Genomic DNA, 16630 nt, shown 5'->3' on the forward strand with positions numbered 1-16630 from the left:
CGGACGAGGTAGATGAACACACACGCATTTGAACATCATTATTTGGCTTGCCCCATTTGTCGCAGAAATCCAACTCCCCAACCGGTGACTACTGGTATTGGATTTTTCACCTGTCCGTATTGTTCCGAGAAACTAGTAATTTGTCCCAGTGGTCATTATGTGCGAGACCCCTTTGTCCGTAAACAGATGATGCTGGCAGAGTCATTACGCCGTCAGAGCCGCCCCCTAGCGCGAATTATTCGGGATTTTGGAGTTTTGAAACGCCCGATGTTGGCTGTAATTTTGGGAAGTGCGGTGCTCTTAGGGATGATTGTTTCTAGTCAACAGAATGTGACTAATGATACATCTATTCCGAAGATAGAAAAAAAGAAATAGGTTACAGGGGATAGGGGGTGACAGTATCACTATCCTCTCTGTACCGATATCCATGTTGGGTTTTGCCTTGCTTAACCCAACCTATATCTAATACCAATTCGTAATTCGTAATGCTCCCTGCGGGAGAGCTAACGCTAAAGTTCCTTAGCGATATACTTCCTCAGTCACCTGGGATAAACGTTGCATTGCTACGGCAATTTCCTCATCGCTGCCAGTTAAACTAATTCGTAAACATTGGTGTTTGTGTTGCCATTCCTCCTGCAAACCGGGGAAGAAACTACTACCAGGAACGACAATCACACCTACCTGTTTTAATTTCTGATAAAATTCCCAATCAGTCATGGGTAAATCTTGCAACCATAACCAAGCAAATATTGCTCCTTCCCCACGGTGGAGAAACCACGGTAAATTATCGGACATGGATGCATCAAGAGTTTCTTCTAAGACTGTGAATTTCTTTTGGTAGAAGGAACGAATAACAGTTTGGGAAATTTCTGCTAATTTGCCAGAATTAATTGCTCGTGCGGCGATCGCCTGCCCATACCGAGATGGATGAATACACATATTCGTTTGGAAGGATTCCAACACCTGAATCCATTTTTCATCACCAATAGCAATTCCAATACGCTCTCCTGGTAATCCAGCTTTCGATAAACTCATACAATGGATGATATTTTCACCGAATACTGGTTGCATTTCCGTAAAATTTAATGCTGGGAAGGGTGGGGCATAGGCGGAGTCAATCATCACAGGTACGTTGTAGGGTGCAGCCAGGGCAGTAATTTTTTCTACCTCTTCGTGGGTTAAAACATTCCCCGTAGGATTACAGGGACGAGAGAAAATAACACAACCAGTATTTTCTGTAATTGATAACTGACTAAAATCAGGACGGTATTTAAATCTATGGGCTGTGGAGTCAATATCTAGGGTTGGTTTGTAGGCTAGCAAGGCTTCTGGAACTAGGCTTACTCCACCATAACCAGTATAGTCAGGACTGAGAGGCAAAACGATTTGTTTGAGTTGCCCATCTTTGGTATAGCCGCCAAAAGCATTTGCCCCATAAAAGTATAAAGTTTGACTGCCAGGAGTAATTAGCACATTGCTATCAGTCAGGTTTAAACCATAACGATGGTTAAAATCCCGTACCACTGCTTCCACAAAGGGTGCGTAACCTTGACTAGAACCATAGCGACAAACGACTTCCCCATACTCTGAACTTGCCAGTAAATCGGCAGTACAATCTCGCCACAATTGTTCCACCTCTGGCAGAATTAGGGGATTTCCTGCACTTAAATTAATAAAATTCTGACCTGCTCCTGCCCTTAATGTCTCGATAATGTCCTTCATAATAGCTCTTACGCCCGTAAGATTGGACATTTGTACACCGATTTGCGATAGGGCAGGATTCATAGGTAAAATATCATCAATAGAGTGAATTTATTTTAACCCAGACCTAAAGGGCAGAGAGTGGGGAGTGGGAGTCTGTCAAATTTGAATTGGAGGACAAGGGGGACAAGGGGGACACAGGGGGAAATATCCCTCAAATTAACCTTGACAGTGTAGTAGGTTCTGAGGTGAATTTTGGCTGAAATCTTCATATTTTTTCTAGTTCTGCCAGCGATCGCGCAAATTCTTCTGTTAGGACACCATGCCCCTGGTAAACTTGTAATAATTCTCGATAAAACCATAGTGTACCTTGCTTTCCGGTTTGAAACTCTTGCCAAATTTCACTGCCTTTGTGTCGAGAATCAAGTAGTAGCGATCGCGCATTATGTAATTTATCTGCTAAGGAAACCAACCGTACGGAGGCAGAAGCTTGGCGGAGATTGGTGATATATTTGCGTTTGCGTTCTTGCCAAGGTGGTTTGGGATAGGTATCACATTCAGTGCAACCATCGATAATTTCCACCACTTGATTGCCGAAGATTTCTCGAATTTCCTCACGGGTTTGACTTCCCCCCTGGTCTTCGATAGCATCATGTAATAGAGCGGCGATCGCCTCTGTTTCTGTTCCCCCTGCTTCTAAGACTAAGGCACAAACACTGAGTAAATGTGAGATGTAGGGTACACCGCTAATTTTTCGCCTTTGCTGGCTATGGAGACGGGTTGCGTATACTAAAGCTGTGGCAAATTTATCTGATAGTTGAGATGTATTCATAATCGGGGTTAGCCTGTCGGACAAGGTATGATTAAATTTGCTTGATGTCTATTGATGATATAAATGAAATTCTTTGGCAATGTCTGCTGCCATACTTTGACGTAAATCCCAAGGAAGAAACACTTCACATTCCGGATGCCAAGCTCGTAAACGCATAATCACGTTGTTGTCTCTTTGTTGACTGTCTTGATAACGAATAAAAACTTGATAGTAGGCATCTTCGGGAGAACGTTGTGCCAAAATCCCTAGTAATTGACGTTGTTTTTGGGGTTGGGTGATATGACGTTTAATCAAACGTTGTGCCTGTTGGTAAGTAATTTCCTCAAAGGTATCGTGACGTTCTGTACCTTTAATATAGCGATCGCTAAAATTACGGTTAAATCTCAATAGCATGGGAGTCGAGGGTAAATAAAAATCAAATCCCCAAGCTTTGGACATTTCCATAGCAATATAATCGGGACTAGGTAAGGATAATTGTTGATATCTTTGGCGTAGGTTGGCGGGAATTTCAGGATGATGCCATTCCCAAGGGGTGATGGATTGAATGCGATCTAGGCGAAAATTATACCAATCGGTTTTTCTGTCGGGACTTTCACCATAGCCACAAAGATAAACTGCCCGTTGTACATAGTAAATACAGACAGGAAAAACAATACAACTCACCGCATTTCCCACCCTGGCGCTAGAATAGGTGAGTTTCACCGCAGGTACAGGGGTTTTCCCCCAGAGAAGTCTGAGTTCATTTTGCCAGTCTTCTACCCAATCGATGGTATGTTTGGGAATTACATAGTCAAGGTGAACAAAAAACCTTTGGATACCTTGGATTTCTTGGGAATGATTTTGGGCGATCGCACTCAAATCTTCCTGGAGAAATTTCAATTCACCGGAATGATTCTGCTCTTGGTTAATTTCATGACTCTGATTACTGGGATACCAGGGAAACTCCTGCACCCGATAATATTTCTGATTATGGTATTTCAACCATCCCAACTCAGCTAAAATGCCAAAATCTGCTTGTAGCGATCGCCGAGTTACAGCAAATAACCTCTGTTGCAGGATATGCTCTAATTTCTCTTCCTCCATACCCACATGGGAAACCAAAGATGTTTGCCAATCTGCTGCGACAATCCCTGTTTTCCGGTTAAACAACCATTCTGTAACGGTTTTGGCACAATTACAGTTAACATCATGCAATTCTGGAATCGCCTCACCTTTGGGATGGTTGGGAGTGAAAAACACATCTCGCCATTCTGCATAGGTAAAAGCATCATCCAATGGTAAACGTTCCTGTGTGTCGCCGTAAAGCCCACGCAAGCACACCCACAAACGAATGGCACGGGATAAATTTTGTTTTAGGGAACCCCGTGCAAACCACTGCAAAAGTTCCACATCGGGAACATCCAGAAAAAATTGCTCCTGCACATCTTCAACCTTGAGTCACCATAGCTCTAGATTAATCCATGGTGGAAGTAGTCTCTTCCAATTCACACGCTATGTCATAATCCTAATAAATGTGTCGGATAACTTAATCTGTTAATTGACATCAAGACATAGATAAGAGCTATGATTTTAATGGCTGACAATACTAATAAAATTTGGCGGGCAAACAATTTGTCAATCGGACAATAATTTGGCAACGCGGACACTAATGTGTCACCACGGACAAATAATTTGGCAATCGACAAATACCAATCGGGATGACTGGATTCGAACCAGCGACCCCTTCGTCCCGAACGAAGTGCGCTACCAAGCTGCGCTACATCCCGAAAAAACACAGTTACTAAACATAGTAGTATAATTTGCAGGAAAAAACAATCCTTCCCAGGTGTGGAGAATTGGCAACCGAGAAATTGTCAGAATCTACAATCGAGTATCGGATGAGTTGCTACTATTAACTGTGAAGCCTTGAAATTATAGTAGAAGCAATTGTGACTGTTAAACCAGACTGGCTGCGGGTAAAAGCACCTCAATGGGAGCGTGTAGGAAATGTTAAGGAAATTTTGCGGGATTTGTCCCTAAACACGGTATGTGAGGAAGCTTCCTGTCCAAATATTGGTGAGTGTTTTAACGCTGGGACGGCGACGTTTTTAATTATGGGTCCAGCTTGCACCCGCGCTTGTCCATATTGCGACATTGATTTTGAGAAAAAGCCGAAAGCGCTCGATTCGACGGAACCCACCCGACTAGCGGAAGCGGTACGTCGGATGAAACTAAACCATGTAGTGATTACTTCTGTCAATCGTGATGATTTATCTGATGGGGGTGCATCACAGTTTGTACGCTGCATCGAGGAAACTCGCGCTGTGTCTCCCCAAACAACTATAGAGGTATTAATTCCAGATTTGTGTGGTAACTGGGAAGCTTTGGAAATTATCTTGCGATCGCGACCGGAAGTTTTGAACCACAACACAGAAACTGTACCTCGGTTATATCGTCGCACCCGTCCCCAAGGTAATTACGATCGCACTTTGGAATTACTCAAACGCTGTCGGCAAATTGCCCCTGGAGTTTATACAAAGTCGGGAATCATGGTAGGACTGGGGGAGACGGATGCAGAAGTTCGCCAAGTCATGCAAGATTTACGGGCTGTTGATTGTGATATTTTGACGATAGGACAATATTTACAACCTAGTCAAAAGCATCTGCAAGTTGATAACTTCGTCACCCCAGAACAATTTGCTGCTTGGCAAGCTTTTGGTGAGGAAATTGGATTTTTACAAGTTGTTTCTTCCCCATTGACAAGAAGCTCCTATCATGCAGAACAGGTACGAGAATTAATGCAACGATATCCCCGATAATATATTCACATGATATTCAAGGGGTCAACGTCAATGGTTAAACTCACCGATGGGGGACACAGTTGGCGAACATTTTCCCATTCGGGTAGCTGGGGCAATGTATCGGGGGCAATTTTTAATAATATTTGCCAGCGATAACGGTTAGCAACTCGCAAAATACTAGCAGGTGCGGGACCAAGAATATCCAAACCTGCTTGCTCAGGAAATTGGGTGGCGATAATTTGGGCAGTGTTTTGGACTTGGATGGGGTCAAGACTACTAAGCCGTAGCAAAATTAACCTGCCATAGGGAGGATAATTCAGGGCTTCCCGTTGCTCCAATTCCTGATTGGTAAAGGCTTCATAGTCATGGCGGCAGACGGCTTCAATCACCGTATGTTCGGGGGTATAGGTCTGAATAATTACCCTACCTGGGTCATCCCCCCGACCTGCACGTCCGGCAACCTGGGTTAAGGTTTGGAAAGCTCGCTCACTGGCACGATAATCACTGAGGTTGAGTAAACCATCGGCAGCAATGACTCCGACGAGGGTAACTTGAGGTAAATCTAACCCCTTGGTAAGCATTTGTGTCCCCAGTAAGATATCAGCTTCTTTGTTAACAAACTGGTTTAAGAGAGTACGGTGAGCGCCCTTGGTGCGGGTGGTATCACTGTCAAAACGAATAAAACGCAGTTCGGGAAATTGCTTGGCTAATTCTTGGGCTACCCTTTGAGTACCACTACCAAAGAATTTCAGATAGGGTGAACCACATTCGGGGCAGGATTGGGGATGGGGTTGGACATAATTACAGTAATGGCAGCGTAGTACCTGGGGGGCATTTTCTGCGGTGTGATGGTATGCCAGGGAAACATCACAGTGGGGACATTCCATGACATAGCCGCAGCTACGACAGGAAACAAATGTACTATGACCGCGCCGATGGATAAATAGGATACCCTGTTGTTGTCGTTCCTGGAGTTCCTGGAGGGCTGTTTGCAGGGTGCGACTGAAGATAGAGCGGTTGCCCTGGTGTAGCTCCTGGCGCATATCCACGATTTCTACGGGGGGTAGGGGACGGGAATTAATGCGTTCGGGGAGGGAGAGGTAGTGGGAAGGGGGCGTGGTGAGCCAGGTTTCCAGGGAGGGGGTGGCAGAACCGAGGATGAGGGGACAATTGGCTAATTCGGCTCGCCATTGGGCAACGGTGCGAGCGTGGTAGGTGGGGATGGGGGAGTCTTGTTTGAAGGAACTATCGTGTTCTTCGTCGAGGATGATTAATCCCAGGTGGGGGAGGGGGGCAAAGATGGCGCTACGGGTGCCGATAACTACCTGGGCTTCTCCGGTGAGCATTTGTCGCCAGGTGTCGTAGCGTTCACCATCGGAGAGAGCGCTGTGATAGACGCTGACTTTGGAGCCAAAGCGATCGCGGAATCTGTCGGTGAGTTGGGGGGTGAGTCCAATTTCTGGAACCAGCACCAGAGCGGATTTTCCTTGTTTGAGCAGGGGGGCGATCGCCTGTAAATAAACTTCAGTTTTCCCCGAACCTGTCACCCCGTGCAATAACACCGTGGCATTGCCATCTAAACTTTGAATGCTGGCTAATGCTTGGGATTGGGCAGGGGTGAGAATTTTTGTGGTTTCTTCTGGTAAGATTCTCGCTCCTGGGGTTTCTGTGCGCAGCATTTCCCGCTCTTGAATGACGATATAACCCTTGAGTTCTAAACTTTTCAAGGTTGAGGCGCTGCTATTGCACAACTGTAGTAGTTGACTCTGCCATAATTCCCCCCCCTGTCGCCGCAACACATCTAAAATTTCCCGTTGCCGTGGAGTTAAATCCCCTGCCCAGACACTATCAATTAAGGTTACTGCTTTTTGTAATTTCGGACGAGCCAAGCGGGGTGCTTCTAAATAGCTTTCGACAAAACCATGGCGCTGTAATTCCCGTACTCCCCGATATGCTCCCTTAATTTGCTTTTGGATGTAGGCAAAACTGTAATCTTGGCTAGGTGCAGCTTGGAGCAATGCCAGAATTTGGCGAGCCACGTTACCGAGGTATGCATCACCGTTAACCCCTGGGGGATTGGTTTGACAGATGCGGATACGACGCTGCGATCGCCCTAATAAACCCGGTGGTAATGCCACCCGCACCACCTGAATTAATGGTGTGTAATAATATTTGGCAACTCGGTTTAATAATTCCCAATAGCTGGAAGGGAAAAAACCAGCACTTACCACATCTTCCACTTCCCGAATTTTTTCTAGGGGCAAATCTACGCTGGGTTGTGTTAATAAACGAATCCCTATGCCACCCACCATTTGTGTACCAAAGGGCACAGTTAAAATATCTCCAGGTTTTACTTCTAACCTGGGTGGTAAACGATAGGTGAATAATCCCGCAGCCCCTGGACAGTCTACCAAAACTTCCATCCAGCGAGTTTCTAGCTCTTGTGTGGTGTAATTTTCTCCGGGTTCTGCAACTACAGCAGGATGTAAATTGATGCCTTCAATATACATAAGTTACTATTAATAATATACAGCTATCTTGCCTGAGAGAATTCCATATCAATTGACAGTTTGTTACCAATCAGATAATTTGCGATTTTTCTTTTCCCAACTGCCCAGGAATATGAAAAAATGTATTTACCTATACTTTCATTAGACATAATACTTGATAAGTTTCTTTTTATGTAATCCAGCCGACAAACTTGTATTTACCTGATGCCGTAATTGATATTTAATTCTCCCAGTCAAATGTAGGAATTAAACATTCCTCAACTCCTCAGCCTCAAAATTGCTCGACAGGGAAGGATGAGATATTGAATGAGACAAACCAACCGCCCACCTGGGGTGAATGATGTCACTTTTATATGCTCAAGCACTCATCTATCGTCATTAGTCGGTAATGAACTACATACAAGAGGTGAAAATACTGCTTTGTTCTTCACACTTTTTTTGTATCATCCATTCGCTACGTTACTATCTTGATGTATGACCTTTGTCCAAAAAGTGAAAATCAGGGTGATTCATTGAATTGCCAAATTTCACATCTCACTCGGAATCAGTAATGAATTATCAGTTATCAACTTGGTGAATAATTTTTGACCGTTTACTGATTTAAATCTCTGTTATTTAGGTGACTGAGTCAATCATTCACAGGATACATCAACGGCAATGAAAAAGTGATTACTAATTGGTGCTTGACCATAGTTATTATCCCAGTACCAAAAGAATTTGAACTTTTTCATACTGAATATATAGTAGCAATTTACTCCTATCGATAGATAGTAAATACCTTCAGTATATGAGATGCTAAAATTTAGGTAAGGTTCTACTTCCATTTACCTGTAGACATTAATCACCTTTGGCAAAGCATAATTGATGATATATACTACCATCATCCAGGTAGATAATTTCTGATTGCGATCGCCATACATGAAAAGCCTAATTCAGCCTAAAAATATATGAAGATTTAAGATTTACAATTAAATCATGGGAGTTTGGATAACTGTGAAGATTGAGGAGGGTTTGACACAATTTGTAATTAAGAAAAACAATAAATTCTAGACAATTTGCCCAATAGACAAGAGAATAAGAACTTTAGATTGCTAATTCCGGTGTGGGAATCAAGTCTATCTCTAGGTAACAGTTAGAGCTAATCATGGCAATCAGGCAAAGTTATGGCGGCAGATGGATTGACACACCACTTTCACACTAAAGAACTATCAATCCCAAATCTCCCAGATCACAGGGCAACCGTCTAGGCAATTGTCACCAGACAAAAAATTAAAATCCAGGGATGACATACTCAAGACTGATGTTCGGGATGATGCTGAATCATTAGCAACAAGTATCTCGCTTTTTAAACGGGTGTATTGATTAAAAAGGGATAAAGAAGCATCTATTTTAGAGCAGCTGTCGCTAATACCAAACCAAGCAAATATCCGTAAGGGAAGCTATGGAAGCTATGAATATTGCTGAATTGGGAACTATGGAACTAATCGAAAACGCTGCTGAACCACAAGAGCAATCTCTCGACAGTTTGGAAGCATTGATGGATGATGAATCCCTCCTTGTGGACAATATGGAGACAGAGGAACGCGACGGCGACGCAATGGCAGCAGCCCGCCCCTCCGGTTACAATAAAACCGAGCATGACGATGCGGTGGGTGCATTCTTTAAAGAAATGGCGCGTTATCCTCTGCTCAAACCTGATGAAGAGGTGGAATTAGCAAGAAGAGTCCGCTTCATTGAAGATTACAAGGAAATGCAAGCTGCTTTAATTGAGCAGTTGGGACAAACCCCAACCAAAGCAGAGATTGCCGTTAAATTTGAATTGACAGAAAGGCAATTAGAAACCCGTTTATATCAGGGTAGAGTGGCAAAACGGAAAATGATTCGCTCTAACCTGCGTTTAGTCGTATCCATTGCCAAACGATATCTGAATCGCGGTGTTCCTTTCCTGGATTTGATTCAAGAGGGGGCAATGGGATTAAATCGAGCTACGGAAAAGTTTGACCCCGATAAGGGTTATAAATTTTCTACCTATGCTTACTGGTGGATTAGACAAGCAATTACTAGAGCGATCGCCAACGATGCAAGAACCATCCGTTTACCCATCCACATTGTAGAAAAACTCAATAAGCTGAAAAAAGCTCAACGAGAACTCAAGCAAAAATTGGGACGTAACCCCAGTGAAGTGGAAATGGCAGAACTTTTGGAACTTCCTGCTTCCCAACTGCGACAACTCCAACAACTACGTCGTCAAGCACTCTCCCTCAACCACCGTGTGGGTAAGGAAGAAGACACCGAGTTAATGGATTTACTCGAAGACGATGACAATCTGTCTCCCGAAGCAAAAATGAATGAAAGCATGATGCGACAGGAGATATGGGAAGTTCTCAGCGACGTGTTAACCCCACGGGAAAAAGATGTCATTTCTCTACGCTACGGTTTAACCACCAGCGAACCCTGTACCCTGGAAGAAGTGGGCAATATGTTCAACCTCTCCCGTGAGCGAGTACGACAAATTCAAAGCAAAGCCATGCGAAAATTACGTCGTCCTCACATTGCCAAGCGTCTCAAAGGGTGGTTGATTTAGGTATAGGGAAAATATCCTGACTGTTGTGTCAATTACGGTTGAATTTGAAATTCGCTCACCGTGGATTCTACCAAGACACTACCATCTGCCTTCAGGGCTGTCACCTGCCAACGGAGAGGTTGCTGTAGGTTCTCTTTCAACCAAGGAGGGGCAGTATAACTGGTTTTGTCCGGTGGTAGGATAGCTGACAAGAGTGATTTTTCTCCTTGTTGTACTTCCAATTTGTAGGCAGTTGCCCCGGCAAACTCTTGCCAGACAAAGCGGAGGACTTCCTTTACTGACAGTATATTCCCGGGTACAGGCTGCAATAATTGCAACTTAGTGGGGCTAGGAGTGACAAAATAACGCAACACAGGCAAGGTAAAACCTGCTACAGCGCCACTATTCACAATACCCACACCTGTATCAGAATTGCCTTCCCGGTCGTCCGTTGCCTCAACTCGCAGCAGAATCATGTGTAATCCACTACTCCCCTTCGGTAAATTCCTGGGGTCAGGACCTGGTAAGATAGTCTTGCCCACGGGAGGAAGAAAAACATCAAAACGCTGCAATTGGCTGTAACGACGTTGTCGCGGACGTTCTTCCACTGGTAGAGAAGCTTCTGTAAGTAAATCTCGTTGACTGGGGGGTGGATCACCTGGTAGTACCACTTCCCAGCGTCCCTTCAAACGACCAGTCCCATTATAGGAAATGGTGGCGTTGAATTGAGGCAGAGTTTCTCCGGTGACAACTGCGGGTGTGGGTTTATCTCCAGCAAAACGTAACTCGACATTTGTGAGTGCGAGGGGGACTCTTGCACCTCCTCCTGCTAATCGACAGGTGACTGCCACAAATTCATCTGCTCCCCCGGTGGTGCTAACAAAACGACGTACATAGAAAAACTCCGAGGAATTGCCACGAGCTGCGTCTTGATAAGCACGACGAGCTACGGATGGGGGAATGGTCATGATATCGGTAAAATTATTATTACCACTGGGACGAGATAAATTACTGCGAAGGGGTAAACGTCCAAAAATAGTTCCGGGAACACAGGATTGATTGGGGTTAATTGCTCCGCACCAAAAAGCTTCTGCGGGTGCTTGGTTATTTAATCCTAGGAAGGTGAGAAAGACGGTGGTTGCGGTGGAGGTGCTGACGTTGACTCCACGGGGACTGACATTAATTGCTTGAGCAATTGGTGCAAAAAAGAAATTGGTTGTAGTTGTGAATAAGGTGAAAAAAGGGATGATTTTCTGGAATTTTCGTAAACGTTGATGCATGGAATTTGTGAGTAATGAGTAGTGAGTGCTGAGTAATGAGTGGTGAATTAATATTGAAACCCTTATGGGATGAGAGATATTTGTAATTCACATCAGGTGTGATTTATTAAAAACTAAAGGTAAAACCTGCATTAATAATATGAATCGTCGCATCTGTACTTAAATCAAAGGTGCGATCGCGGTTTAAAGTTGTCTGTCGTCCATAACGAATAAATAAACTACCGGGAACTTCCTGATTAAATAGTTTCGGTTTAAATTGCCAAGTCAGAAGGGTTTCTAGACTTTCACCTCTGGTAAAGGTACGATCGAAGGAGTCTGTATCATCATTGCGACTAAAATTGAAGGCAAAGGTGAGGTTAGGTTGAAATTCCCAACTGATTCCCCAGGTGGGACTATGGGTAAATCTGGTAATTCCCTGTTCGATATTTTCAGCACTAGTAATGTTATATCCGAGATTGAGGCGTAACCGTTGTGATGGTTGCCACCCTAGGGTTAATTGGTGACTGAGATTTCTAAAGTCTGCTCGCTCCCGACTGAGTTGACGATTGTCTTGAAAGGTATCTGAGTATTGATAGGTAAAACTCCATTCCGCAGCGTTCCAATTAATACCGATTTGTTGGGTTGTGGTGAGTTGATCAGGAATTTCTGTGGGGTCAAAACTGGACAATTCTGGGGTGGGTATATTTGCTCCGAATTGTCTTACTCGTTGGTAATTGTAGGTGAGAGTGGGTAGTAGGTGATTTTGATGATTTAAGACTGTTTGTAAGGGAATATTCAGGTTAAGGGAGGTATTACGAGTTTTAGTTTTGAGAATGGTGGGGATATCTGCTAAGTTATCTTCTAGTTGATTGTGGAGAAACTGAATACCTGCACCCGCAATCGCCACTGTCATCCCATACTGAAATTGCCGACGGTCAGCAGTTACACTGGCTCCTAGGGTAGCAAATAGGGGGTCTAATTGTTCCCAACGGGTATTCAAATTCACAGAGATAGTCCGTACATCGTCTAACTTGATATCCTTGACCAAATCATAACTAGCTTCCACATACCAAGCATCTTTGGTGACAGGTTCCACCTTAACAATATTAATCCCACCTGCTAATTGGGGGTCTTTTTGAGCAGGGTTAGTAAAAGTACTACGAGCAAAACCGATATCTCCCCGCAATCTTCCCGTTCCATCCGCTCCCACTAATCGCAACCCAAAACCTTGACTTTTCTCTGCATCTACGACCTCACCAACATTAAAATTACCAATTGCTAAACGTCTACCATCTAACCAACTAGTTTCTAAACGCAGATTTACCTGCTGATTTGCCAAGATTTGCCATCCCACATTTGCAGATGTCAGGGTGTTATCTATCTCTTCTATTCCCAAGAAATTATCAAACCCGACAGTCACCGTCGAACTGAGATGGTGTAAAGACACATCTAGGCGATCGCTCAATTTCAATTTTGCTCCCAAACCCCGCCCACAATGATTATTAATTAAAAATGCATGGCTTCCCGCACATATATGTCCTGTTGTCAACTGCAATTTATCCCAAGTCATATCAATCAGGTATTCGCTCAAATCTATCTGGGGAGCATCTGCTTGTAATTGGGAAAATCTCAGCGCTTCCGGTTGAAAGGAAGTTCCCAAGAGGGTGAAATTGCTTTGCAGGTTAAATTTATCCCGTTGATATTGGGTTGTTAAACCACCAGTGAAATTAATATCTGTAAAGGTTGCAGAGCGTTGGGAAATTCCTGCGTCGCGGGTGCGTGATTCTGATAATTGAGATTTGATATTGACGGTTAATTTCGGTGTCAGCGTTAATGCTGATGCATTGGTGTTAGGTGTTGGGGGAGTAGTTGGGGGTGTGGGTGTAGTTGGGGGTGTTGGGGGTGTGGGTGTAGTTGGGGGTGTTGGGGGTGTGGGTGTAGTTGAGGGTGTTGGGGGTGTGGGTGTAGTTGAGGGTGTTGGGGGTGTGGGTGTAGTTGAGGGTGTTGGGGGTGTGGGTGTAGTTTGGGATAGGGGGTTTTCAACTTGTACGGAAAAGTTAGCGATCGCCTGCCATTTTTCAGCGTTGTGAATACGATAAATTATCAGAGGTGTTTCCCCAGGGGGTAAAGCAACTAAGGAGGGACGATAAATTAACTCTTGTTCAACTAGTTGTACCTGGGAAGTGATGTCAGTGTTGCCAAGAAAAACGGCAAATTCTCCTACCCCAGGAAGTGATATTTCTGAAATAGACAGACGAATTTCAGCACCAGGTGTGACTGTAATGACTTTTGTGGCTGAAGGTTGCTTTAATCTTTGAATCAGACTAGGAGATGCTAGAGCGGAAGAACTCACAAACATCAAAATTCCTTCAAACCACAAAAAACTTACTACCCCCAAGCAGATATAGTAAATCAATCTCATGATTCTCCCCGTCAGACTTCCACCTGAGGAAACCCCCATAGGTAAAATACTATGGTTCGAGAAAAATCTCACCAAATATTTGGAAAACTACAAATAGCCGTTCGCAAATCTAAATTACTTCAAAGGCGATCGCCATCGCAGCTAGTTTTTTCGCATCCACACCCCGCACATTCGCAGCTAATTGCACACCTTCGACATTGATTCCTCCACGAGTCCCAGAATCCAAATCTGTCAATAATTTATCAGTTACGTCTAAAAACTCGTCATTATTTGCTACTAAAGGTCCCCGTTTTTGATTTCCCCTGGTGGCAATTTCCTTCAGTGCTTTTAAAGAAGTACGTAGGGGAGATGTACTAGCAATAATCAATGCTTCTGTAATTCCCAAGGGTTCCCCAATCGTTAATTTAAAACCATCCTCATTCCCAGGAATTATACGTTTTTCCTTCGCTGGTAACAATGCCATATCATCCGATGCTGCCCAATCATTCGGAAAGATAATTGCCATATCACCAGTACCATCAATCACTAAAATACTGATATAAACGGGAGTCGATTCTTGATTCTCTACCTCAAAGACAACCTGAGTTCCTACAGGCAACTTCGGAATTTCTCCATCTCTAATATTAACAGGTTTTGTCGGTGTTGTAGTAGTTGTATCCGTTTGCTTGCTAATACCGCGAGTCGGCAATGTTTGACTCACCAGTTTTTTGCTGCCAGCAATATTTATCGATGCTGTCACTTTGATTTGTGATGTATTATCTGGTAACATCTGCTTGATAATTCGAGCAGCCAGGAGGGATTTAAATTTCGGTTTTAAACGTTCCACTGCGGCGATAATTGTTTCATTTTCTGCACCAAAAGAACTAGGAACAATTTTTTCCAAAGAAGGTAAGAATAAACCCAAACTACCTACCTTTGGTAAATTTTTCCCCTGAGACTTTTGTAATTTTCGATATCGACTCTCAGTCATCCGACCAAAAACATATTGTACTTCCTGCCGTCTCAAAGCTAGGGGAGTTAAGCGATTAATCCTTTGTAAAGCTTGTTGTGCTTGGGTTGCCGTACTTCCATCAAAACTATCATCCCAGCCAATTTTTAATGTTAAATCCTGGGGAATCCCGCGAATTCTCTCTTGTAATAGAGTCCCCGGTTTCAACTCTCCATTTCGTTTCCCACCAGAAATAAATTTGCCTCTTCCAATTAATCCCTGACGAGATTCTAACTTCACATATCCTGCTTCCTTCCCATTCCCATCAATCACGCTGAAAGCTGCATCTTTGTTAAAAGCTTCCAAGGAACTAGCATCAACTCCCCCCAACCATAACTCTACTTGATTTCCTTGTGTTTTTGTCACCACGGCTTCTGCATAGGTAGCCCGAAAGGATGTAAAATAAGTACCAGGATTCGGATTTTTAGGATTATTTAATTCCAATTCTGGGTCTTGGAGAATCCCACTATCCCGTGAAAGAATTTTAGTACTACGATTCACATCAACTACGATTCTTTTCACAGGTGGATTGGCTGTTTGTTGCCAGAGATATTGCGTAAATAAATAGGTAAATGCCCCGGCATGAAAATCATTAAAAGGTGCATCTGCTGCATATTGGTCGCGTTTCGCAGAGGCAATCACCACACCTTTAGCGACACCTTGACGACGCAGTTTCACGAATTCCTGGGGAGACAAATTTAACCGTTTCAACCATTGTTTCTGATAGGCAATTTCTTGGGAACTTGCTTGTAATTTCTTGCCTCCATCACGGGAACGCACCATAAAATTTCCCCGTTTTGCTCCTCCGGAATGGCAACTATCTAAAACAAAGGTGACATTCTCAGTTTTTAATGCATACATGAGCAAAAACAGGGTATGTCCCATAATATCTTGCACAGTTCCACCCGCAGACTGATAACCAGAATCTATGGGAACTAAGGTACTATTTAAACCATCGGGACTATCTTTGTCTGGATCCGCAACCTGGGAACCATGACCAGAAAAGTGGAATACCACCACATCTCCAGGTTTTGCTTGGTTAATCAGGTGCTGCTCAAATGCTGTGAGAATCCCCTGACGGGTAGCTTGTTTGTCAATCAGAATTTTAATATCCTGGGGCTGGAAACCAAAGCGATGGATTAATAACTCTTTTTGTAACAAGACATCATTAACGCAACCTCGCAAGGGATTTATCTCACCACTGTATTCGTTGATACCTACTAACAACGCCAACTTACGTCCGGTATTTTGTGCTAAGGCTTGATTGTACTTATCTCCAGATTGTGTAATATCTAACTGACTTAAGCCGAGTGTGGCAAAGGTAGAACCAGCAAATTGCAGAAAGTGACGACGTTTCATAGGATTTTGGCTTGGAAATTTTCTAGTGATTTATATTTCTGGTAATTCTAGGGGTATGCAGGAATTTTTACCAGAATTGATAAATTTATGCAAAACCATGATTCGTGGGTGACGTGATGTCGCGAATCGTTCTGAGAAGAATCCTCACCAAAATCCTGACTTGTATGAACAAAAGTAATTGGCGTTGCATAATGGCAGTATGAATTGAGGTGTAAC

General features: G+C 43.6%; 10 protein-coding genes and 1 tRNA gene. 3 read left to right on the forward strand and 8 right to left on the reverse strand.

The window, feature by feature from the left end:
* Window positions 1-12 precede the first annotated feature (12 nt).
* Window positions 13-375 carry a hypothetical protein gene (locus IJ00_RS04870; RefSeq protein ID WP_035150609.1) on the forward strand — a complete coding sequence of 121 codons (363 nt, stop codon included), beginning with the start codon at window positions 13-15 and terminating at the stop codon, window positions 373-375.
* Between the two features lie 144 nt (window positions 376-519).
* Here the strand turns inward: IJ00_RS04870 and IJ00_RS04875 are convergent, their stop codons facing one another.
* The 4 genes from IJ00_RS04875 to IJ00_RS04890 all read right to left on the reverse strand — a co-directional run bounded on the left by IJ00_RS04875 (window position 520) and on the right by IJ00_RS04890 (window position 4299).
* Window positions 520-1785, reverse strand: coding sequence for a valine--pyruvate transaminase (locus IJ00_RS04875; protein ID WP_035150611.1), 1266 nt, complete (start codon window positions 1783-1785; stop codon window positions 520-522).
* 184 nt (window positions 1786-1969) lie between these two features.
* Window positions 1970-2533, reverse strand: coding sequence for an HD domain-containing protein (locus tag IJ00_RS04880; protein ID WP_035150613.1), 564 nt, complete (start codon window positions 2531-2533; stop codon window positions 1970-1972).
* 48 nt (window positions 2534-2581) lie between these two features.
* Window positions 2582-3955 carry a TIGR03985 family CRISPR-associated protein gene (locus IJ00_RS04885; protein WP_035150615.1) on the reverse strand — a complete coding sequence of 458 codons (1374 nt, stop codon included), beginning with the start codon at window positions 3953-3955 and terminating at the stop codon, window positions 2582-2584.
* A 270-nt stretch (window positions 3956-4225) separates the two neighbouring features.
* Window positions 4226-4299, reverse strand: a tRNA-Pro gene (locus IJ00_RS04890).
* Window positions 4300-4461: 162 nt separating this feature from the next.
* Between IJ00_RS04890 and lipA the strand changes: the two genes are divergently transcribed.
* On the forward strand, window positions 4462-5331 hold the full coding sequence (lipA, locus tag IJ00_RS04895) for a lipoyl synthase (protein WP_035150617.1): 870 nt from the start codon (window positions 4462-4464) through the stop codon (window positions 5329-5331).
* A 5-nt stretch (window positions 5332-5336) separates the two neighbouring features.
* Here the strand turns inward: lipA and priA are convergent, their stop codons facing one another.
* Window positions 5337-7823: a primosomal protein N' gene (gene priA / locus IJ00_RS04900; protein ID WP_035150618.1), complete on the reverse strand. Its 2487-nt coding sequence runs from the start codon at window positions 7821-7823 to the stop codon at window positions 5337-5339.
* 1450 nt (window positions 7824-9273) lie between these two features.
* Between priA and IJ00_RS04905 the strand changes: the two genes are divergently transcribed.
* Window positions 9274-10407: an RpoD/SigA family RNA polymerase sigma factor gene (locus tag IJ00_RS04905; RefSeq protein WP_035158447.1), complete on the forward strand. Its 1134-nt coding sequence runs from the start codon at window positions 9274-9276 to the stop codon at window positions 10405-10407.
* Between the two features lie 32 nt (window positions 10408-10439).
* Here IJ00_RS04905 and IJ00_RS04910 read toward each other — a convergent pair whose 3' ends face one another.
* The 3 genes from IJ00_RS04910 to IJ00_RS04920 form a co-directional block, all read right to left on the reverse strand.
* Window positions 10440-11666 (reverse strand): hypothetical protein, encoded by a 1227-nt coding sequence (locus IJ00_RS04910; RefSeq protein ID WP_201782666.1) that lies wholly within the window; start codon window positions 11664-11666, stop codon window positions 10440-10442.
* A gap of 106 nt (window positions 11667-11772) precedes the next feature.
* Window positions 11773-14067, reverse strand: a complete 2295-nt coding sequence (locus IJ00_RS29380) for a hypothetical protein (protein ID WP_035150620.1) — start codon at window positions 14065-14067, stop codon at window positions 11773-11775.
* Window positions 14068-14176: 109 nt separating this feature from the next.
* Entirely contained in the window at window positions 14177-16414 is a 2238-nt protein-coding gene (locus IJ00_RS04920; protein ID WP_035150622.1) for a caspase family protein, read from the reverse strand.
* Window positions 16415-16630: the final 216 nt, after the last annotated feature.

Origin of the sequence: Calothrix sp. 336/3 (assembly GCF_000734895.2) — a bacterium.
In the GTDB taxonomy this organism is placed as follows: domain Bacteria; phylum Cyanobacteriota; class Cyanobacteriia; order Cyanobacteriales; family Nostocaceae; genus 336-3.